The organism is Mastigocoleus testarum BC008 (genome assembly GCF_001456025.1).
Lineage (GTDB): Bacteria > Cyanobacteriota > Cyanobacteriia > Cyanobacteriales > Nostocaceae > Mastigocoleus > Mastigocoleus testarum.
In genome coordinates this window covers 1-22,497 of record NZ_LMTZ01000162.1, presented here as the reverse complement: position 1 = coordinate 22,497, position 22,497 = coordinate 1, and the positions used below count along the sequence as shown (strand labels likewise).

General features: G+C 37.2%; 19 protein-coding genes. 10 read left to right on the top strand and 9 right to left on the bottom strand.

Going from position 1 to position 22,497, the window contains the following annotated elements; all coding sequences use genetic code 11:
* Positions 1-711 precede the first annotated feature (711 nt).
* On the bottom strand, positions 712-3,708 hold the full coding sequence (locus BC008_RS43260; protein ID WP_058184768.1) for a UPF0182 family protein: 2,997 nt from the start codon (positions 3,706-3,708) through the stop codon (positions 712-714).
* 810 nt (positions 3,709-4,518) lie between these two features.
* Here BC008_RS43260 and BC008_RS43255 point away from each other — a divergent pair.
* The 3 genes from BC008_RS43255 (at position 4,519) to BC008_RS43245 (ending at position 6,840) form a co-directional block, all read left to right on the top strand.
* Entirely contained in the window at positions 4,519-4,788 is a 270-nt protein-coding gene (locus BC008_RS43255; protein WP_036264755.1) for a hypothetical protein, read from the top strand.
* A gap of 842 nt (positions 4,789-5,630) precedes the next feature.
* Positions 5,631-5,837, top strand: a complete 207-nt coding sequence (locus BC008_RS43250; RefSeq protein WP_058184766.1) for a hypothetical protein — start codon at positions 5,631-5,633, stop codon at positions 5,835-5,837.
* 331 nt (positions 5,838-6,168) lie between these two features.
* Positions 6,169-6,840 carry a Fe2+-dependent dioxygenase gene (locus BC008_RS43245; RefSeq protein ID WP_027841332.1) on the top strand — a complete coding sequence of 224 codons (672 nt, stop codon included), beginning with the start codon at positions 6,169-6,171 and terminating at the stop codon, positions 6,838-6,840.
* A gap of 285 nt (positions 6,841-7,125) precedes the next feature.
* Here BC008_RS43245 and BC008_RS43240 read toward each other — a convergent pair whose 3' ends face one another.
* Both BC008_RS43240 and glpX read right to left on the bottom strand, forming a co-directional pair.
* Entirely contained in the window at positions 7,126-8,412 is a 1,287-nt protein-coding gene (locus BC008_RS43240) for a glutamyl-tRNA reductase (RefSeq protein ID WP_027841333.1), read from the bottom strand.
* 137 nt (positions 8,413-8,549) lie between these two features.
* Entirely contained in the window at positions 8,550-9,587 is a 1,038-nt protein-coding gene (glpX, locus tag BC008_RS43235; protein ID WP_027841334.1) for a class II fructose-bisphosphatase, read from the bottom strand.
* Positions 9,588-9,961: 374 nt separating this feature from the next.
* On the opposite strand from glpX, the gene grxC reads away from it, so the two are divergent.
* The 3 genes from grxC (at position 9,962) to BC008_RS43220 (ending at position 11,796) form a co-directional block, all read left to right on the top strand.
* Positions 9,962-10,276, top strand: a complete 315-nt coding sequence (gene grxC / locus BC008_RS43230; protein ID WP_027841335.1) for a glutaredoxin 3 — start codon at positions 9,962-9,964, stop codon at positions 10,274-10,276.
* Positions 10,277-10,438: 162 nt separating this feature from the next.
* On the top strand, positions 10,439-10,927 hold the full coding sequence (tadA, locus tag BC008_RS43225; protein ID WP_072207824.1) for a tRNA adenosine(34) deaminase TadA: 489 nt from the start codon (positions 10,439-10,441) through the stop codon (positions 10,925-10,927).
* 110 nt (positions 10,928-11,037) lie between these two features.
* A complete protein-coding gene (locus BC008_RS43220; protein ID WP_027841337.1) occupies positions 11,038-11,796 on the top strand; it encodes a lysophospholipid acyltransferase family protein in 759 nt (252 codons plus the stop codon).
* Between the two features lie 134 nt (positions 11,797-11,930).
* Here the strand turns inward: BC008_RS43220 and BC008_RS43215 are convergent, their stop codons facing one another.
* Positions 11,931-14,033 carry a S8 family serine peptidase gene (locus tag BC008_RS43215; protein WP_027841338.1) on the bottom strand — a complete coding sequence of 701 codons (2,103 nt, stop codon included), beginning with the start codon at positions 14,031-14,033 and terminating at the stop codon, positions 11,931-11,933.
* A 172-nt stretch (positions 14,034-14,205) separates the two neighbouring features.
* Between BC008_RS43215 and BC008_RS43210 the strand changes: the two genes are divergently transcribed.
* From BC008_RS43210 to grxD, 3 genes are all read left to right on the top strand, one after another.
* On the top strand, positions 14,206-14,808 hold the full coding sequence (locus BC008_RS43210) for a hypothetical protein (protein WP_027841339.1): 603 nt from the start codon (positions 14,206-14,208) through the stop codon (positions 14,806-14,808).
* Between the two features lie 485 nt (positions 14,809-15,293).
* A complete protein-coding gene (locus BC008_RS43205; protein WP_027846372.1) occupies positions 15,294-15,527 on the top strand; it encodes a BolA family protein in 234 nt (77 codons plus the stop codon).
* A 233-nt stretch (positions 15,528-15,760) separates the two neighbouring features.
* Complete coding sequence (gene grxD, locus BC008_RS43200) at positions 15,761-16,084, top strand: Grx4 family monothiol glutaredoxin (RefSeq protein WP_027846373.1); 324 nt, start codon at positions 15,761-15,763, stop codon at positions 16,082-16,084.
* 257 nt (positions 16,085-16,341) lie between these two features.
* Here the strand turns inward: grxD and BC008_RS43195 are convergent, their stop codons facing one another.
* Entirely contained in the window at positions 16,342-16,584 is a 243-nt protein-coding gene (locus tag BC008_RS43195) for a DUF6761 family protein (RefSeq protein WP_027846374.1), read from the bottom strand.
* A 571-nt stretch (positions 16,585-17,155) separates the two neighbouring features.
* Here BC008_RS43195 and BC008_RS43190 point away from each other — a divergent pair.
* Positions 17,156-17,935, top strand: a complete 780-nt coding sequence (locus BC008_RS43190) for a response regulator transcription factor (protein ID WP_027846375.1) — start codon at positions 17,156-17,158, stop codon at positions 17,933-17,935.
* 42 nt (positions 17,936-17,977) lie between these two features.
* Here BC008_RS43190 and BC008_RS43185 read toward each other — a convergent pair whose 3' ends face one another.
* The 4 genes from BC008_RS43185 to BC008_RS43170 all read right to left on the bottom strand — a co-directional run bounded on the left by BC008_RS43185 (position 17,978) and on the right by BC008_RS43170 (position 21,943).
* Positions 17,978-18,754, bottom strand: a complete 777-nt coding sequence (locus BC008_RS43185) for an ABC transporter ATP-binding protein (protein WP_407657108.1) — start codon at positions 18,752-18,754, stop codon at positions 17,978-17,980.
* A 990-nt stretch (positions 18,755-19,744) separates the two neighbouring features.
* Positions 19,745-20,293 carry a hypothetical protein gene (locus BC008_RS43180; RefSeq protein WP_058184794.1) on the bottom strand — a complete coding sequence of 183 codons (549 nt, stop codon included), beginning with the start codon at positions 20,291-20,293 and terminating at the stop codon, positions 19,745-19,747.
* Positions 20,294-20,950: 657 nt separating this feature from the next.
* Positions 20,951-21,403, bottom strand: a complete 453-nt coding sequence (locus BC008_RS43175) for a DUF4079 domain-containing protein (protein WP_072207823.1) — start codon at positions 21,401-21,403, stop codon at positions 20,951-20,953.
* Between the two features lie 162 nt (positions 21,404-21,565).
* Positions 21,566-21,943 (bottom strand): DUF1830 domain-containing protein, encoded by a 378-nt coding sequence (locus tag BC008_RS43170; RefSeq protein WP_027846977.1) that lies wholly within the window; start codon positions 21,941-21,943, stop codon positions 21,566-21,568.
* Positions 21,944-22,497: the final 554 nt, after the last annotated feature.

Genomic DNA, 22,497 nt, shown 5'->3' with positions numbered 1-22,497 from the left:
CCTAATAACTCAGGCACGGACTTCCTTCTTGACTCTTGGGAAAACAGAAGAGATTACTCCCGCACGAGCTTTTACGAGTTTTTCCCTTGTGGTTTGAGCGGAGTAAATTTGTGTAAGAGTAAATGAAGTATACCTAGGGCATAATTCTGCGATAGCATTGTGTGTTGTGTTTGCAGTTAGTTTTCGGGAACTAATCAAATCGGAGTTCAAGTTACAAATTATTACAAATTACAAATTATTAATTTATATTAATTTTGTAAGGTTTAGCTAACAAAACTACTTTTTCTTAAGTTATTTTTCATATTTCGCTCCTCTCGTGGGACGGAAAACCTCTAATTATTTGAAAGATGAATCGAGAATTGAATCAAAACTATAGTTAACGGCTATGGAGATTTGTTGTGAATGAATTGATTAGCAATAGAAATATTAATTATGTAGCCGTCGTTGTACGTGGAAATTTCACGACTTATACTGTACGAATATCCCGAGTGGCAGATATAGATAGTATCTCACACTAACATAGAGTGATTCATCAAATATCAAAAATGATGAAAAATCAATTTAATTTGAACTGATAAGTTCTACTTAATCACATTATTAGAAATCCTAAGACTCTGATTTTAAGCCAACACATTACGTCTGGACCTAAGATTGTAATTTAAATCCAGATAACAGTAATAATTGTATTCTTTATTTTTAATTAGGAATTTGCTATTCGGGACCAGCACCATCAATTGTCGGTATTGCAATATTTATCGGAGGAATAATGTTTTCTTTTAGATCTGTTGTATTGGATTCTGGGTCAAAGATTTTCTCAATTGCCTTTTCTAAACTTTCTTCCATGACAATCTTATTTTGATAAAAAATAATTACTCGTATTAATGTTGGCAAACTATTTTTTTCTGCTTCCAAATAAAGCGGTTCAACGTACAGTAATGACTCCTCAATAGGGATAACTAGTAGATTTCCTTGAATTGCTCGGGAACCTTCGCGATTCCAAAGAGTAATTTGTCGGGATATTTCTGGATTTTGATTAATTAAAGCTTCAATTTGCTTTTGTCCATAAACAAGCTTCTGTTTGGGAAACTCGTACAGCAACAATTTACCGTATTGTCGACCATCAGAACGGGCTGCTAGCCAAGCAATTAAATTTTCCCGTTGGGTGGGGGTGAAAGGTTGCATCAAAATAAATTCTTCATTCTTGGCAGTGGGCAATTTCATGATTAGGTAATATGGTTTTACTGGACGTGCCTCTGTGCCATATACTTCTTTAGGTATTTTCCACAGGTCTTCACGATTATAAAAAACTTGCTCCTGTGTCATATGATATTCAAGCAAGCGTTCCGACTGAATAGAAAACAAGTCTACTGGATAGCGTAGGTGAGCTTTCAGAGGAACAGGCATACTACTCAAAGGTTTTAAAAGATTGGGGAAAATAGCTTTGAATGTATTAATAATTGGATCTGTATCGTCTGCTATGTAGAAATCTACGGTACCGTTATAGGCATCAATAATTACCTTGACTGAATTGCGAATGTAATTGAAATCATTTTGACCTGGGTCAGAATAGGGGTAGCGATCGCTAACTGTATAAGCGTCAAGCACCCAGTAGAGATAAGTTCCTTCTCCTTTCTTATTAGTTGCATTCCCATCAGCAACAACTAAGTACGGATTCTTGTCATAATGTAGAAAAGGTGCAATTGCTTTGACCCGCTCTTTGATATTGCGACGAAATAAGAGTTTTGTTTCCGGTTTAAAGCTACGTGTGAACAACATTTGCCAATCTTTGAGATATTGGGCAAATAACAAACGCCGCCACATCGAACCAATGGGAATTCCACCGCGCCCATCGTAAACGTTATAGGCATTTTCATTTCCTTTCGGGTAGTCAAACTCTTGAGTCTTTGTACCAGTCATCACATAAGTATCAGCAATTTCACCATAATAAATTCGTGGTTGACCGATGGGAATGCTGGCACGAATTCTCTTGGCAATCTGTAAAGAACTTGGAGTACCCTTACCCTTATTCTCAACGCCAATATCTTTAACGTAATATTTTGGTAAGCCTCCAGGAATGACTTCATTTACAGGGGAAAGGGTAAATCCATAACCATGGGTATAAAATAAATGTTCGTTAACCCAAGTTTTCGCCTGCTGTGGAACTCCAGAATAATCCATTTCCCGTGCTGCAATGATAGTCTGTTGTTTCTCGCTACCTGTTCCTTTCTCTTTTGTTAAGGTATAACGATCTATATCAGCGTCGGGGAACTTATAGTAAGGTCGTATTTGTTGTAGTTGACGGTTAGTTTGTAGTAGTGGACGGGTGTCCCACAATCTAATATTACTAATCGTTAAATCATTCTCTTGTAAGTCTTTCAAGGTCAACTTTCCTTGAGGATCGAAAGTTTTGACTTCTATGGAATCCAAATTAAATGCTTTACGGGTCAGTTCAATAGTACGTCTAATAAAAGGACGTTCTCGTACCAATTCATTTGGTTTGACAATAAACTGTTGCACAACAGCCGGTAATACTTTGCTTGAGATAGTCGCTACTATGAGAAATAATCCGATTGCGTATACCAACTGGCGAGCATGGGGTACTGACTCAGGGTTAATTTGTGATACTCGAAACAATAAGATAATTCGCCATACCAAATAAATTGACATGACTATAGCAAAGATACTTAAACCAGTGTATATAGGTAACTCAACTGTAATATCAGTGTAGCTAGCACCATAGTTAATTCCACGGTTTGAATAAAGTAACTTATAACGCAAAAGCCAGTAGCGCAGAGCAATTCCTAACATAAATAGACTAACTAAAGCGTTAATGTGGAGGCGCTGCAATAAGGAAAAGCCTGCAAATCTTCCTTCTGATATGGCATCTGCTGACCGCAGATATGTTAAAGTTACGGCGACTAGACTATAACTTAATGCTCCGATAAAACAAAAATCTAATAACTCCCAAATTGGTAGTGAGAAAACATAAAAGCTAATATCTCTACTAAATAAATTATCTGTACGACCAAAATTAGTAGCATTAAAGTACTCTAAAATCTTGTTCCAGTTTGCTGAGACTATAAAACCGATGAATGAACTGATGAGAAAAGATGTAATTTTTAAGTAATAGTGTGGATAAATCAATATTGCAATTGTTAGTCCCAAAAGTAAAATAAGTTGTAAAATTGGGACAAAAATATCCTGCAAATCAAATAGCTGTAAAACTAATTTCCAGGTTGTAGTTAATTGTAGTGTGAAGGAAGGTAATTGGATTTGAGGATACCAAACTCTTAGAGCTTCCTGACCATAATAAACTACTATTATTCCTGCTAATAAACTTAATACAATTACAACAGGTAACAATAAGCGTAAAGTAAAGCCATACTTTGACGTCGTGAAAATTTCTGGTTTCGCTTTTTTCCAGCGCCGAGGGAGAAAACGTTTAGAGACAAAAGAAGGATTACGGGATAAACTTTTAGCATTTTTAGCTACTCTCAAGTTAAAGAGTAGAAAAATTAGTGTGATAAGAAAGCTAAATATCCATAATCCGATTTGAGTTGCTAAGCGCGTTCCCCATGTTGATAAATATCCTATTTCACCAAACCAAAAAAATTCTGCAGCTAGGCGGGAAATTACATCAAAAGCCAGCCACAATCCCAATAACTGTAAAACTACACGATACAGTTTTCTACTTAACGCACGAGGCATTGACATTTTGCAGCGACAACTAGATATTTAACGAGAATTAGTTTTTATTTAATTCTCTTTGAAGTTATTATAAACCCATTTCAGTGATGGCATAGCATATAACACTAGGTACAAGTAAAAGGAAAAAATAAAAAGTAAAAAACTTACACAACATTGCTTTCACTATTTACCAATGTCTTAACCTTATTACTTAGTACTATATTGAGTCATCTTAAATCATTTGTAAAAATCAATATTATTGATACGTGATATTTCGCATATTTACAGGATCTACATATTGAGAAATCTGCAAATATTTCCTATAAGTAAAAGTAAACTACATATATTTATGAATAATACCTAAGTATCTATACAAGTTTTATTTTTCTAACAATGAATGGTGATCATTTAACGGTTAAGTAGTTTATTCCCCAATTATGATGCTTACTAGTGGCATACTAATTAATACAAAAATTTTTCATTATCTTATATATTAAAATATTTAGTATATGTGAACTTCACGATTAATAAATCCTAAATGTAACCTGTATTTCTTGATAGAAATCAATTTAAAAAGGTAAAAGTATATTAGTTTTGCCTGACTATTAAAGTTCAATTCATAAATTGAGCATAAATCTAAAATAATTACCACAAACTATAGGAAATATTATCTTCTTCGAATCGGGCAATTAAAGTGTCGATATTTATATTATTTAAACCCCATATTTGAAGATGTAATTACTGAGTTTGTGCAAATTTTAGATTGAGTAAATTTTAATTTAGGCGAAAATAAGCAACAAACTTTAATTACATTTAGTGAGGAGTATATCAATGAATTCCAAGATTATTGCTACATTTTTGGCATTAGGTTTAACCGTAACTGCTGCTGCTTGTGGTACCACCGAGGAAGGAGAACAGGGAACCGAAAGCAACGAAGCAACAACTGAGCAAACAGAAACACTAGAATCCGAAGGTGGCGAAGAAGCTGCTGAAGGTGGTGAAGAAGCTGCTGAAGCTGAAGACGGAGAAGGTGGTGAAGAAGCTGCTGAAGCTGAAGGTGGTGAAGAAGGCGGAGAAGGTGGTGAAGGTGGTGAAGGCTAAAAGTAGCTAAGATTATCTATAATCTCGAGCGAGATTTGAAACCCAATTAAAGATGCCTTTACTTAAGTTCAATTGATGATGTGGAGAAGATAAAGATTTTTTATCTTCTCCTTACTTGTACTTGAAAATATTATAAATGTCTGCTAATAACCCATCTATATAAACTTCACCAAGCTTGTAGGAAATTTTCTCCATGGCTAGCCATAGTATTAAATAACACACTACAACTAAAAGTGTGGGTACGTTACAATTCTTACTAAAGCAATCTAATAAATCTGAAAAGTCATAACATGAACAAGATTATTTGGCCAGTTACCAATTCTAGCATTTTCAGTACCTTATAAAAAGAATACTTTTATACACAGCAGACACTGTCTTAGAAAGCGTATGTATTACAAATGTATCTCTTGCTTTGATGGTAGATGAAGCAAAAAAAATATTTTTACATTTTTTTATATTTTATGACTTGTATGACTTAGAAGTTGACATGAGCTAATTTGGTAGAGAAAAACACTAAAATTATTTACAAATGTTATTGGGAACCTTTATATTACAAGGCTGAATTTAATTTACGCTAGATGTATTTTTGCTGTTTCTATAAACCGGTTGTTTTTTGTAAAAAATATACTTGTTTATTTGGTTGGTAATACTTCTAGGGTTGTAACATAAAAGTATTTTTCATTATCATTGTTGTAGTAATAACTTTTACTTGCAAAAAGTCTCTGAAGCAATGTAGAATCATTTGCAATAAATAACAGATAATAGGTCACGCGTATTCATTTGGATTGCAAAATCTATTAACTGATATTAACTGTGAGTTTATTTAGAGAAGAGTATTAAATATGGGTTCAAAAACTATTGCGTTATTTTTAGCTATGGGTCTAGCTGCATCTGTAGCTGCATGCGATCCAGCAAGTCAAGGTGGTGGTGAAGAAGGAGCTAAAGAAGGGGAAAAACCCCCTACAACGGAACAAACTGAACCAGCAGCACCTGCTGAAGGTGGCGAAGGCGGAGAAGGTGGAGAAGGCGGAGAAGGTGGCGAAGGTTAATCTTTTCGGTCTGACACTTTTTTCTTTTTATATGAGATAATCAAAAACTATTCAAAATTTTCTCTCCTCCTAAACCCTCCTAAATATTGGAGGGCTTTTGCAAGCTTATTTTTATTACCCTCTTCTTGATTACTATTTCTCCCCAAACTGATATTATTGCCCTACTTACAAAAAATTAATTGATAGAAATATATCTCATTGGAAGGATTACAAAATCATCTTCATTTTGCATATTAACTCTCCATGGGACGCTCTTCGACATTTGATGGTGCTGCAAATATTTGACGGAAATGTAAATCATAAAATATTTGAATTGCTTAATTGAAATCTAATGATTCTTTGTATTGACAATATTCTAAGTTCTGATGAGTTAAATTTTATTAATTCTCATCTTAAAGATGCTGAATTCATAGATGGCAAAATAACAGCTGGATGGTTCGCCAAAAAAGTCAAAAATAATACTCAGTTATCATCAAAGGCTACAACAACAAAAGAAGTAAGAAGTATCATAGCCCAAGCGCTACAAAACAATAGACTATTTCAAGCAGCAGTCAGACCGAAAATTATTCGTCCGATGATTATTAGTTGCTATGAAACGGGAATGTATTATGGTGCTCATACTGACAATGCATTAATGGGAGGTGAAAATCCCATGCGTTCTGATGTATCTTTTACTTTATTTCTGAATTCTCCCAATGATTATTGTGGTGGAGAACTAGTAATCGATACTAGTTTGGGAGAGCAAAATTTTAAACTAGAAGCAGGAGCAATGATTGTTTACCCTTCCACAACCTTACATAGAGTAGCAACGGTTACAGAAGGGAAAAGATTAGCTGCAGTGAGTTGGGTGCAAAGCTACGTTCGCGATGTTCATGAAAGAGAAATTTTATTCGATTTGGATACCCTTAAGCAGGCAATGTATCACAAATATGGCAAGACAGCAGAGTTTGACATTGCAGCCAAAACTCATGCTAACTTGCTACGTAAGTGGATTGAAGTTTAATTGTCAGTTAACGTGCTATGTGATGTACAGTTAAACATCCTGCTTTTAAATGCATCTAAGACGAACGCTACGCGCACGTTATGGATACCCTGGGCTACCTGTGATTCCACTAGCAGTATATTTAACAGTTTATGACTAACGCCACGCCCTTATGGGCTACAGCTATCAAGTATTTGTCAATACCGCATTATTGATCGCTGTATGGTAGTTAAATATTTTGTAATATTCACTTTAGAACAGGGTCAAATGATAACTATTAACTATTTTCTTCAGTGAAGATATTTTCTAATTAAATATTTTCTCCGAATCAAGATTAAAGAGCGTTTGTAGAGTCTGCATACAATTTTCTCTTGCTTCTACATCTTGCTGTGCCCTCAACTGTACCATTGGGTCATGCAAAATTTTATTAACAATACCTCGAGTTAAAGCTTCTATAACTTCTTGATGCTTGTCAGCAAACTCTGAACCCAACCTTGATAAAGCTTTTTCTAATTCTTGTTTGCGGATTGTTTCTATTTTATTTCGCAAACTGCTAATGGTAGAAACAGTTTCCAAACTACGCAACCAAATATCAAAGGTCATTGATTCATCTTCCAAAAGTCCCTCAGCTTCTTGAGCTATTTGGCGACGACTTTCTTGATTTTGGGCTACCACCGCTTTTAAGTCATCAACGTTAAAAGCCTGTACCTTCTCTATTTCATTAACATTTACATGAATATTTCGCGGTACGGAAATATCAATCAACATTAACGATCTATCAGATTTTATTACTGGTTCTAATTTGACACGATCCAGAATTGGTTCAGTCGCCGAAGTACTTGTAAATACTAAATTACTTTCACTAATAACTGACATCATATCCGCTAGAAGATGAATTCTTATTTCATATTCAGCAAATTGTTTTGCCAGCTTTTCCGCTCTTCCTAAAGAACGATTTATAATAGAAATTTCTGTAGCACCTTTTGATACTAAGTGTTGCACTAGTAGCCTGGACATTTTGCCAGCACCAAGAATTGCCACTCTACAACCATTCAAACTATCCAGCTTCATTTGTGCTAATTCCACCGCAGCAGAACTAATGGAAACTGCACCTGTACCAATACTGGTTTCCGTACGTACCCGCTTACCAGCAGTGATAGCTTGTTTGAACAATCGATTCAAAATAGTTTTAATGCCTTGGTACTGTTGTCCTAGTTTGTGAGTATTCTTCACTTGGGCTAAGATTTGTCCCTCCCCTAGTACCAAGCTATCCAAACCTGCGGATACTCGCATTAGATGCATAACTGCATCTTGATGCAACAAGACAAATAAATGGGGTCTGAGAGAACTTATGGGTAATTTACTGTGTTCGGAAAGAAACTGAGTAACTTCTCGCAGTCCCTGCTCTGCTTCTGAAGAAACAAGGTAAATTTCTAAACGGTTACAAGTACTAAGAATTGCAACTTCATCGACATTCGCATGACCTAGTAAATTTGCAATAGCACTTTCTATTTGTGGTTCTGGGATGCTCAATTTTTCCCTAACTTCCACAGGTGCTGTTTTATGACTCAACCCAATAACTACTATATTCATCTTTTAAATTTTTAATAACTAATTGGGGATTGGGTATTGGGATTGGGGATGGGGATTGGGAAGTAAGAGCATTAATTTATCTTAATTTTCCAATCCCCACGATCTATGGATCTGTGCCCCATCCCTATGCCCTAATATTATTTAAGTTGTAAGCGTTGAGGCTCACCGAACATATGAACAGTATCAACAAAACGAGCGGTTTTGGATTGACTGGAAATTACTAAGCTTTGAGTTCTTGCACCACCGTGGAAAAAGCGAACTCCTTCCATTAAGGTACCGGGAGTAATACCGCAAGCTGCAAACAATACGGTTTCTCCACAAGCTAGTTCTTCGGCATTATAAGTCTTATCGGGGTCATTGATACCCATTTCTTTAAGGCGAGCAAGATTACTTTCTTTACTTTCCCCAATTAAACCTGTTTTTACTATCTCAGGATCATATATTAATTGTCCTTGGAAATGTCCCCCCAAACAACGCATTGCAGCAGCGGAAATCACACCTTCGGGTGCTGCACCAATTCCCATAAGTGCATGAACATTAGTACCTTCAAAAGCACAAGAAATTGCAGCGGAAACGTCTCCATCACTGATCAAGCGTACTCTTGCCCCACAGCTACGAATTTCTTTAATCAGTTCTTTGTGACGGGGACGATCCATCACCACCACTACCAATTCCTCAACCGAACGATTTAAGCACTCGGAAAGAATTTTTAAATTTTCGGTGGCAGACTTATTAATATCTACATGATTTCTTGCTGGTGCTGGGGCAGCCAATTTTTTCATGTAAAAATCAGGTGCTGCAAACAAACCACCTTTTTCTGAAATTGCCAAAACTGCCATTGAACCATTTTGACCATATGCAACTAGGTTAGTACCTTCACATGGGTCGACAGCAATATCAATTTCAACTAATTCTTCTGGGTTACAGAAATCTTTGGCATCAGGGCTGGTACAAATACCAACTTCTTCACCGATATAGAGCATGGGTGCATCGTCCCGTTCTCCTTCACCAATTACAATGCGTCCGCGCATATGAATTTTATTCATTCGCTCCCGCATTGCTTCTACAGCAACTTGATCGGCGGTATTTTTTTCACCTTTACCCATCCAGCGGGAAGATGCAATCGCTGCTTGTTCTACTACCTCAATGATCTCTAATCCCAGAGTATTTTCCACGAAGTCTGCCCTCTCGATAGCTTGATTTCGCGTTGTTTGCGAATAACCTTTTCAGTTTTCAAGTCTACCAAAGCAAGTATACCTATGGAAAATAGTTAACACTCAGGTCGTGTTAAGTTTTGCTGCTAAATACTGGCAATTAGCTAAATTTTTCGGCGGTAACTATGTATATTTTGCAGAAATGTAGGAAGAAGTAATTGAGATATTCATTTTAGTAACTCTAGTCACCAGACTCACATCTAAACCTCCATATTTCAAGAATTATGCTTTCTCCAGATTTGTTTCTCTTCTCCGGGATGACAGAAATTTAAGATACATCAAGCTTTCTACTGCTAGGCTAAAGAAAACATGGATAGAATATTATCTTTTTCAAGATGTTCGAATTTCTTAATTCCTTGCTAGGAAGGGATCCCAAACGTATTAAGGCAAATGTTGAGATCTACACTTGGCAAACTTGTCCTTACTGCATCCGTGCAAAAATGCTGTTGTGGTGGAAAGGCGTAAAGTTTACTGAATATAAAATTGACGGTAATACTGAGGCGAGGAATAAAATGTCAGAGCGTGCTAACGGGCGTCGCACAGTACCGCAGATTTTTATTAATAATCAGCATATAGGTGGTTGCGACGATCTGTATCAGCTGGATAGTCAAAGCCAACTCGATACAATTTTAGCAAAATCACCAATGTAGATCGCTTTAAAAAATATATTCTAGATAAAATCTTCTTTCTGTGGGATGGCAAACTAGGCCATCCCATATATTTTTTCTTTAAGCGTAAATCTCCAAGCATAAACTTTAAATTTTCTTGCTACATTACTTCGACATTCGAATCACTGTTTTTCTACTTTAAATATGTTATTCGATTATTCAGAATATCTTATACATCGGAAATGGATGAGCCGTGCATTAGAAGTAGCTGAGGCTGCAGGTAATTGCGGTGAAGTTCCTATTGGCGCTGTGATTATTGATTCATTTGAAAATGTAATAGCAGAAGCAGGTAATAGAAAACAAAGAGACCAAGACCCTACGGGTCATGCGGAAATTATCGCGATCAAAACAGCAACCCAAAGTTTGCAAAATTGGCGCTTGCAGGACTGCACTCTTTATGTGACCTTGGAACCTTGTCCGATGTGTGCTGGTGCTATAGTACAGTCGCGTTTAAAACTCTTGGTATACGGAGTCGACGATCCAAAAACTGGGGCGATTCGAACCGCAATGAATATTCCCGATAGTGCGGCTTCTAATCACCATTTGCAGGTTATTGGAGGAATTTTAGAGGCTGATTGTCGACAACAATTACAAACTTGGTTTGCTGCTCGAAGAAAGAAAAAAAAACCGTAAGGACAGAGACAAAACTGTCCCGCTAGTATCACACAAGTGAGTAAAGAAAATCTACGGTGTTACTAATAAAGATTTAATCACATACGAATTTCCAATCAGCAGCTACCAAAATGATAGATTTTTACTCTTTATCCCATGTCCCCCAGCAAAAGCCAGTAACGAATAATCTATCCCGAATAACTTACGATGTTTCTCCTTGGCTGAGCACCATAGCCTATATCCTAGGGCGTAATTTTCTCTTGCCTTTGTTTTTTCGGCAGGTTCGAATTGCTGGAAAAGAAAATCTACCTAGCACAGGCCCCATTATTCTTGCCCCAACCCACAGAGCGCGTTGGGATTCATTACTTTTACCCTTTGCAGCAGGTCGCTATGTAACAGGAAGAGACTTGCGTTTTATGGTAACTATGAATGAGTGTCAAGGACTGCAAGGTTGGTTTGTACGCAAAATGGGAGGATTTCCCGTAGATACTCGTCGTCCTTCTATTGCTTCTCTGCGTTATAGCATCGAACTATTGGTAGAGGGGGAAATACTAGTGATTTATCCAGAGGGCGATATATTTCGCGATGGATTAATTCATCCTTTGAAGCCAGGTATTTCGCGTTTAGCTTTAACAGCTGAATCAAGTAATCCCGGCTTGGGCATCAAGATCGTGCCAATTGCGATTAATTATAGCCAACCTTATCCTAGTTGGGGTGATGATGCGAGTATTAACATTGGAAAACCCATACAAGTAAGAGATTTCATTGGTGATTGCATCAAGAAAGATGCCAAACGTCTTACTTCTAAATTACTAAGTAGGCTTCAGCAATTGGATGAACCCCAATCTGAAATCAATTCTTCACCTTTTGCAGAAATGCCCAACTCTTAAGTAATTGTTACTTGTTAAGTATTTCTTGCTTTATATAGACTGTTACAGATCGGTTAGACTGTTACAGATCGGCGACATATTATTCTGAATTTTGTTACTTTAACTGTGGCTTTTAGCCATGTTCGGTTAATTCATTAAATCCCTAGAGCTAATTCCCAACTATTCAGACTTCCTATATCCTGAGGTGCTAAGTCAATGATCAATATTTGCCAATTTCCTTTGGCTGAAAGTGATAGAAATTGCTTAAGCACAGGATGCGATCGCGTCGTATAAGTTTTATTTAAACAAGTTTGACGTCCCAAAGTTCGATTTTGCAGTAGTACTTTTTGATTGTTTGGGGCAACTAAATAAATTTCCAAATCACCTAAAAACTCGTGCTTCAGGTCTACGGTGACCTGAATATCTTTGATCGGGCTAGAATCAGCAATTGAAATTCCACTTTTGACTCCATGGCTGTCATGATCTGGAATAACTAAATTTATGCGATTGATTCCACTTACTTGTTTGGTTTTAAGAGGTGAAGCAATGGCAGAAGCCCGCGCTACTTGTACTGCTTTTGCTGCATTAACTTTACCGTAACCAAACCATTGTGAATGTCCATTTTCGTCGTAACTTCCCAAACGTAAGCCTAATTGGGGGTCAGGTTCGGAGTCTACAATTTTGTCGGTGGTTTCTTGCAAAATCTGTTTTACCTGTTTTGCAGTTAGGTTTGGGTTTACCGACAAAATTAATGCTGTAACGCCGGCTACAACTGGAGTTGCGCTGGAAGTACCGCCAAAATTGCTGGTGAAGTTACCTTTGCCATAACCAGCAGCACCCAATTGATCGGTAGTTAACATTCCCCTTCCATAAACTGGTTGTCTAATTGATGGCTGTGTATAAACAAAACCAGTTTCCTGAAACCACATTCCCGGTAATGCATTATTACTAGGAGCGCATACAGAAATATTCCGTCCCCAATTACTATAGGCTGCTTTCTTATTCATGCTTGTAGCGGCAGATACTGTAATCACATCAGGATGCACTCCAAAACCATTTAGCCATTTTGTATTGCCCCGTAAGATATTTTTAATCCATCCTTGCTCGTAAACAGTACCGTTAATTGGACGATTAGCATTACCGGCAGCAAATAAGATGACACAACCCTTCCCATTACGTCCTTCAGTTGCGGCGCGAGTAATTACAGCCCTTTGTCGTAAGGACAAGGGAAAATAAACAGCAGATGCACCCCAGCTACAAGAAATGATAGATGCGCCCTTGTTAATAGCCCATTCAAAAATTTCTTCGACGGATCGGTCGTCAAGGTATCCGGTGGTACGAATCGGCATTAACGTACAACCAGGTGCGACTCCCGTAATTCCAATACTATTTTCTTCCGCTAGAACTATCCCCGCACAAGCGGTACCATGACTTGTTTCTTTTTCATTAGGTAAAGGCAAAAAGTCGTTTTCTTTTAAATCTCTAGGAGCGACAATTTTACCAACTCCTTGAAAATCTGGATGATCCAGGTCGAAAGAATCATCTACTACAGCTACAACTACAGAACGAACCCCGCGAGTTACATCCCAAGCTTTTTCTACGTCAATATGAGCCCCAGGAGCTAACAAATTACCACCATTGTGATTGAGATACCATTGTTGTGGATAAAGTGGTTCTCGTGGTTTGTAGTGGGGCTCAGCTTGAATTATGATATTTGCCTCGGCTGCCAATACTTCAGGAAATCCTGTTAGACGATTAGCTATTTTAATTGGATTTTCTGTAGCTTGTTTGCTAACTAAAAAAACCCAAGTATTTACTAAACCAATAACTGCTCGCTCCTTGACTAAGCCAAATTCAGCAGCGATCGCAAGAATTTTTTTGTTATTTACCTCCGCAGCAAATTCAATAGTAATTTGGTCGCTTAGATAAACAAAAGTTCCCGGATTGTCCCTCAACTTATAAACGTGGGAAGCAAAAATAATATTTTGGCTAGAACGTGCTTGCACCATCGCAGCTTCGAGCCTTGTAGGTGTAACACTAAATAATTCCAAATCCATTTTAGGGATGGAGCAAATCCGAGTACCCAAAAAATTTGGAGAAAGTTCTTGTGATGGGATATTATTTCGTGGACGAATAGTAAATCTATCTAAAGCTTTTTCTAAAATTAATTCTTCTCCACCTCGTTGTAAAACAACTCCTAAATTATTGGGTGAAATACCAGAGGAAGAAAAAGCATAAGGGTCAGTTGAATTTTTCATAGCAGTGGTGTCAATTGTTGTCTAGAAAAGGACTGGGAACTTAATTCAAGTAAATACCGGTCTAAATCTGAGAAACTTAGTATGTGGGTTTGCTTTGTCAAACAACAAAACAGAGTTAAGATACCTCAAGTTTCTACCCCTGTTGTATTTAGTTGTCGCGCGTATTAACCACATGAAAATTGCTGCAACTGCTTCTTTGATTCGCTTCGTTTCATTGGCAATGATAGCCACTTTAAGCTCGCTATCACCAGCCCAAGCTCAGGTACAGAACCTACCAGATACGGGCAATAATGTACAGCCTATTGACCCTAACGACCCGAATACTCTCCGTCCAACAGGTCAAAGTGGCGCTTTACTCAGTATTGAAAATGGCAAGCGTTTAATGAGCGATGCGAGTAATGCTGTTTCATCCCAAAATTATCCAGAAGCAGCAAAAAAACTTCAAGATGCTAGATCCGTTTTTAATCAATTATCAAATTTCTACCAACAACTGAATTCTAGTTTTTCTGGAATAGATAATAGAGTTGCTGATACCTTAAGGAAAAAAGCACGAGACACAGCCCAAATGCGCGATGAGGCAACTTATCAGCTAGCTTTAGTACATCGGGCACAAAACAAACCATCTCTTGCTGTACCTTTGTTGGTACAAATTATTAAAAGTCAAATGCCAACGCGGGATTTAGGTAAAAAAGCTTATCAGCAATTACTAGAATTGGGTTTTGTTGATTCTCCTTTTGGTGGTGGTGCTAGTAACACTTCTTCATCTCAAAAATAATAGTGACCTTTTTCAACCGCGACATACAAAGCATGACGGCAAAGCTGTCTCACAGAATACTCATAACCCGATAGGGCTTGGATATTTTGATTTCAGTTAAAATCCTTGCATCCCAACGATCCAAACCACTGCTTGAATTTTAGGCGGTGGTTTCTGCTTATTAGTGATTGGTAATTGGTAATTGGTAATTGGTAATTGGTCAAATTACATTAATTACTCCTGCTGACTCCTGACTCCTTACTCCCTACTCCCTACTCCTGACTCCTGACTCCTGCTGACTTCTGAATCCTGACTCCTGACTCCTGACTCCTTACTCCCTACTCCTTACTCCTGCTGACTTCTGAATCCTGACTCCTGACTCCTGACTCCCTACTCCTTACTCCTGCTGACTTCTGAATCCTGACTCCTGACTCCTGACTCCTTACTCTCACCTCCCGAATCCTCCATCTGTTCCATAATAGAAAAGAAGTTTTTTAGAGATGGCGATGATTAGTCCGCAGCAAGTTGAAGCAATGATTAAGGCGGAGCTTCCTGATGCTCAAGTAGAAGTACAAGACTTAACTGGTGGTGGAGACCATTACCAAGTTACTGTAGTATCATCGCAGTTTGAAGGTAAAAGACTGGTGCAACAACACCAATTGGTTTACGGTGCGCTAAATGAAGCAATGTCAAGTGAAGCTATTCATGCTTTGGCACTGAAAACATTAACCCCCCAATAGAGGGACAGCATATGCTGTTCGCCAAGGTTAAACTTACAGATATTGAGCGAGTGTATCAGTGGATGATAACTCACACAAAGACCTTATAAAGGTTACTTACTAATTGTTTATACTCACCAATTCTGCTATCCTTACATTTCCGGTGGCGATTGGTTTGGAATACATCTACGTTGCTTGTAATCTTAACAGTTCAAACAAACGCTCATTAACTCAGAAATTATAGGGACATAACCATGACGCCAGAGATAAAAGAACGTATTGAGAACCTGATCAAACAAAACAAGATCATGGTTTTTATGAAGGGTTCTAAACTAATGCCCATGTGCGGTTTTTCTAACAATGTCGTACAAATTCTCAACTCTTTGGGAGTTCCCTTTGAAACTTTTGATGTTTTAGAAGACTACGATATCCGCCAAGGCATTAAAGAATATTCTAACTGGCCCACAATTCCCCAGACATATATTAATGGCGAATTCATCGGTGGTGCTGACATTATGTACGAATTGTACCAAAAAGGCGAGTTACAGGAAGTCGTAGAAGTTGCATTAGCTTCATAAAACTTGTTTTTTGAGAGGAATTTATATAAGCACTAGATTTACTATTGCTTAATTCCTGGCACAAAAAATTACTTAACACAAATTCCCTCATTTATCTGCTACCACCAAATAAATGAGGGAATTTATGAGCTTAATGTATCCCCAAAATTTCACACCACTGAATCATCTTGAATCAGGGAGATTATGTGATATAATCTATCCCGTCACTAGAGGATTACTGATAACATTTGGACGAAAAAATATTAATAGCAATCGGATTAATAGTAATCTGGCTGGGGCTGCGTCATAGCAAAATTAGACGCATCGTGTAGGTATCGTGTGGCTTCTTCTTCTAAACGGTGGATTAAAAAGGGTTCAATAGTGTTCCCGTGTCGCAGTGCGGCTAAATATCCATCCAAATACATCCGAATATCATCTGTACGATAACCGCGATTCCAAAGTTCGACGAAGGCGTCAGTCAATCTTTGGTAATAACGGATGGTTTGTGCATCTTGGAGCATAACTGCTATAGAAATCTCTTTGGAATGAAAATTGTAAATTATTCCAGTTCAAAAGTGAAGTAGGTGCTAGAAACGAATCCCAATAGTAAGTATTGTTTTTTACTTTAGGTGTCGCTACTATTATCTACAAAATCACGTCTCATTATTCCAGAAAACTAAGAATGCAATTACCTCCTAACAAATATATACATTTACATTTGCTAACATACTGAAAATTAACTCATCGCAGCACTGAATTCAGATACTTTACATGTCCCCGCGCAAAAGTTAAATAAATTTTACATCCCTATCAAACAGTATTACATTTTAATCTGTTGAAATAAAATTAGTTCAGGGAAATAAAACTCTTTTGATAAATGAAAATTAGGGAACAGACATTATATGATAATTATAACAAAAACTTAAGGATGGAAAGTACTAAGGAGCAAATAGACTATCAAGCAAACAGATTACGTTGCTATATATGAATTGAAAACGCATTTGAACACAATATGAGTAACAACGGTTACAAAACCGAATGTAAAGACTTTGATACTTTGAAAATCACACACGAATGAGGGGTCTTGCCACCGTGGGTTCGGTTTGTATTGAAATCATAGAGGGGAATCCCCACTTGAGATCGTTACTTGGTTGGCACTTGCAACAATTAGAATATAGAGTTCATCAAGCTGCCAGCATATATCAAGCGAGGGAAGTTTTCATGAACTATCAACCAACATTGGTTATTCTTGATGCTGACTTACCGGATGGGGATGGCGTTGAGTTTTGCCGTTGGTTACATCGCCAGCAACAACCTTTAATATTAATGCTATCTGCTCGCTCTCATGAAGCAGATATAGTTGCTGGATTGAAAGCTGGGGCAGATGATTATTTAACTAAACCATTTGGAATGCAAGAGTTTCTAGCAAGGATAGAAGCATTAGTTCGTCGCAAACGTACTCCTGCTGCTCCGGCTTATTTAGATTATGGCTCTTTGCAAATCGATCTAGTACAGCGTCGCGTCCGTTTTCAAGGAGAATTTATTGATTTAACGCCTCAAGAGTTTAGTTTACTTTATGTTCTTGCGCAAGCAGGGGGAATACCTTTGAGTAGGTCGGAGTTATTGCGTCGGGCTTGGCCTGATGCTATTGATAATCCACGCACTATTGATACTCATGTTTTATCTTTGCGTAAGAAAGTTGAATTAGATCCCCGCCAACCTAATTTAATTCAAACAATTAGAAATGTGGGATACAGGTTTAATATGGAGCTTCTTAACTCCAATTCACCTGATACAACAAAATTATCAAAAGAGAAGTTTAATAACCAGCGTCCTGCATTAAATGCCAAACAACTAACAGTTGACGGTTAAGATATTAATCCTGAGATCGATAAATCAATCAATCTAGCTCACTTAAAATCCAAAATCATCTTCCTCTGCCGCTTTTAATAAACTTTCATGCAAGTTTTCCCAATTAACTTCAGAGGCAGCTAAATCGGCGAATATTTTTCCTTGCTGCAGGTGTATTAGTTTAGTACAAAACTTCTTAGCCAAGGTTAGTTGATGATTTACCATCAGAATAGTTGTCTGGCTGTCCTGACTCATGGTCACTAAGATTTCCATGAGCTTATTGGCATTACCTGCATCCAAGGCTGAAGTTGGTTCATCCAAAAGTAATAATTTAGGTTGGATAAGTAAAGCACGTGCGATCGCAACAATCTGTCGTTGTCCTGCAGACAACTGTAATTCTGTTTTTTCCAACCAATCGTTGGGAATTTGCAGTTTCTCTGTCCATTCATCCAAAATTGGGCGAATTTTTTGTTTGTTGAACCCACGTAATACTAAGGGATAAGCCAAGGTTTGTTTAACTTTCATCCCCAATAATTTTGCTTCTTGGGGTAGAAAAGTAACAGATTTGCGAAGCTCGATAATTGGTATTTGGTGATACTCTAAATTATCGAAATAAATTTTGCCATTTGTTGGTTCATCAAGTCTATTGAGTAAACGCAATAAAGAAGTTTTACCTGCACCTGTGGATCCCACAATAGCAAGTCTTTCCCCTAAAATTGCTTGGAATGAAATATCCTGTAAGATTGGATATCCTAACTGATTACTTTTTCCTTTAGCAAGTAAACTGCTATACAAATTTACTTTTTCGAGTTTGAGTATTATTTGAGAATTATTCAGCAAATTTAACCTTGATTAATTTAAGTTTTTCAACTGAGTTTTTCAACTCTAGATTTTTGAGGATTTGAAATTAGTTAAATATTTCTTGTGTCTATAATTTTTAATACGATAATTGTGAAGACAATTAATGGGTAATCGTTAAGAATAGATAAATCAAATTGTGAATGTTCGGTAAAACATAACTGAATTCATACGTACATTCTTAAATTATCCAATCATTGCTAGATTTTGAGGATATTTTGCTTAACTAATTTATTAGGGTATTAATAACTTGATATTCAAATAACAGGTTAGACTAAGAGTATCGCTCTCAACCGAGAATCAAAAGTCAAAGATGATCGGAAATCGAAACTTTAGCAGTTCGGTATTTTGAATTTTCGGCATTAGAATTTCCAACATTAATTTCATACTCGCAAATACTTAAGCGTATTGAAAGTGTAGCTAAAACGGCGTAAGCCCCACATCTTATCCGTAAGGGAAGTGTGGGATAAACCCCCTCCTAGCCTCCCCAAGGGGAGGGAGCCGAATAAAAATGGTGCATCTTCTATAGGGGTGTTGACATGTTTGTTAACACAGTATGGAAGATAGCGCCATTTTTATTTATCTCTTATTGGAATGATGAGTTATTATGTACTTATTGGCAAAGCCGCAAATGCTGGCCAACAGGTTGTACCTTGACAACTCAGAGTAGAGGGTTCTATTCAGTATATCTGTGGATAGGTAAAACTCTGACAGTACAAAGGATAGAGCATTTTTTGTATTGTTCTGCTGTGCGGAGGGGCATCTCGTGCAGTCTAAATATAGCTTCTCCTGCGGAGACGCTGCGCTAACAGTTAATGTCTACGGGATACCGGGAGTCGCTGTTCAGCTTGCTGCGTGCAAGAAGCCCACACTATAAACTTGTTTCAGTGTGGGAGTATGTCACGAGAGTCAGCTAGTACAAACTAGCCTCACCCCTAAATCTAGCGTTTGAGAATTGAAGCGATCAAGAAATTAAGCTAATTGTCCAAAAGATATTGCTGTCAGAATCGTCCAAGCATCAACCAAAAGCAACAGCAATGTAAAGCCTAACAAAATAAAGTACATCCAAGGCTGTGCTAAAGGATAAACATCTGTAGTATCAATTCCTGTTTTTTCTTCTACTAGTTTGACCATACGAGCAAATCCAGCAACTCGCATTGGTAATAAATAAGCTTTTTCTTCCTTACTAAGGAAGTAGTAAACGAGTCCTCCCTGACCTGTAGTGCGGGGCTTTAATTGTTTTATTTGCGACCAAGGCAAAGACCAGCCCTTACGTAACAAACGTGGTACCCACGCAGCATAAGCTACTTTAATTCCTTGGGCATCTAAAATTACACGCTCGGTTAAAACAGCATAAAGGATCATTAAACCTACACTAATACCCAACCAAAGTATGAGAGGTGATACTGGTGCATTTGTAACCTCAGCAAGAAAAGGTAAAGGTAAGGTTAGGGCTACATACAAAGATAAAAGTACGATTCGAATTAAAGGAGAAAGACGAAAAATAACGGGTGATTCCATACCGGGTAAATGGGTTTGAGCACAAAACAAAAATCCTGCTTCAACTACATGTTACTCCTGCATGCAGATAAATTTTCATGTCATCAGAATTTAACATGAAAAAAGTTAGGATTTATGCTTTTTAGCGGCAGATAATTGAGAGCAAAATCTAATCTTTGTGCTATGAGCCTTTAGGTTATGAAAATTTCAAGAAGTATACTTGTGCTAAATATTGCTCGTTAAAAAATATGCGCCACTATATTAGATTATTTCTTCACAGGAAATATGAGTTCTAAAACTTGTAACTCCAAAATCTGTAATTCTAAAATCTGTAATTCTAAAATCTGTAATTCTAAAATCTGTAATTCTAAAATTTGTAATTATTGACAAACATATAAAAAATAGCAAATATGCTCGTCACAACTATTATTTTGAGATAATACTCGATTACCAAGATTTATATCTTCTATAATTAGGTTTCATACCTAAGCTTGTAATATTTCTGTGATTTTAAGAAACTCAATCAACTAACCAATAGAAATCAAATTTTATGTAATTTCGTGCGTCAATTGGCGAAATGTGACTAAATCTGAGTAAAAGACAAGTTGATATTTAGGTGAATGAGAATTACTAATATCAATGATAAGTTTCGAATCGCCAGTAACCAATTCTAGAGAATCAAGGTAAATATTTTTGCACTACATCCCATCCCGTAAGTGAGACCCAAACCAACATAAAAAATAACATCACATTGATGGTGACGTGTACTCGTCTAAACCAGGGTTTTTCAGGTCTGATTTGCAATGCACTCACGGCAGATGAAATAACCAAAAGGACTGTAATTAATCCTGCAACTAAGTGTGGAGAGTGTCCTAAAGAACCATAGTGACCGTAAGTACCAACAATTCCAATTGCCAGTAATAATAACACCAAACTTACGATACAAATCCCAAATATAAAGTGTAGAGCAGGTAAGGAGAGAGGAAATGGATTTATTGGTTGTTGTTGCTGAAAAGTTCTAGCACGAAATATCCAAAAACCAGTTACAGCTAAAATGAGGTAAGCCAATACGGACAAACCCATTGACCAAGCAGCGATTCTCCATAACCAAATAAATGATGGTAAATCCAAATTAGTGAACCAATACAAAAGGCAAATTTCACTGTCTACTTTACTGCTAAATCACTACCTTTTATCTGGCATAAGGCAAATATTTCTCATAAATTTACCTAATGAAAAGGGGTTGCTTAAGTTAGCAACCCAGATATTTAATGTTTTCTTAATCAATTGATGCTAAGCCAAGGAATTTAAAGGTCTTTTTGATTCTCTGGATTTTGTATTAATCGTTTGCAATTTTTCTGTTTTATTTATAGAACTTGTATTTATTTTAGGGTCTGTTTTTAACTCATTATTTTCTTCACCGATTGCTAAGCGTTCGCAGTTGATTGTATCTGACAAGATTGCACTTGCCATCATACCTGTATGAATTTCTAGTTTTCCCTCTAACGGAGCTTCAAACACTAGCCTTTGTCCGGGAAAAACAACCCTTTCAAAATACCAATTAGCAATGTTAGAGATGCGAGCAATTTGTATTTTACTCGTAGCATTAACATAGCAACAGAGAATTTTCTCTGATTGCTCAGGTGGGATGGGATCTAATATTTGAGCCATAAGTGCTGAGGAGTTTTACGCCACAATTTTAACGTACACCAGTCAAGCTAGCACTGCCCGATCCCCAGTTACTGTAACTCCTAATACCGTATGAAATTTTGTATCTTATTTATGTCTTAAGATAGGTCTGTGTTTATTAAATTTTCATGAAAAAAGATGCTTTTTTTAGGAAGCTATACTATGTACAAACAATTTTTGTCTTTTTAATGTTGAGTAAAACAAGAGGGCTTCTCAAAGTAGGAGAAAAAAATATTAGAAATGATGTCATGCTTTGTGAAATATTTACTGTATTCCCAAAGTTGCTCACAACATGGGATCCAAGTTCACCCCACTCATATTTATCAGCGCTAGTTGCGCAATTAGAAGTTTACTCATGAACTCACTTATAAGTTGATTTAGAAATCTACTCAAAAACAGAAAAGTATTTCCCTTGCATTCCTTCCCTGTCCTTTTATATTGTTCCGTAAAATATAGCAACCGCCAGGTTAGCTAGGACGCTAAAGTCAAGACATGCTCCATGGCTTCTCGCAGTGTTCCAAAATTCTCGAGTTGTT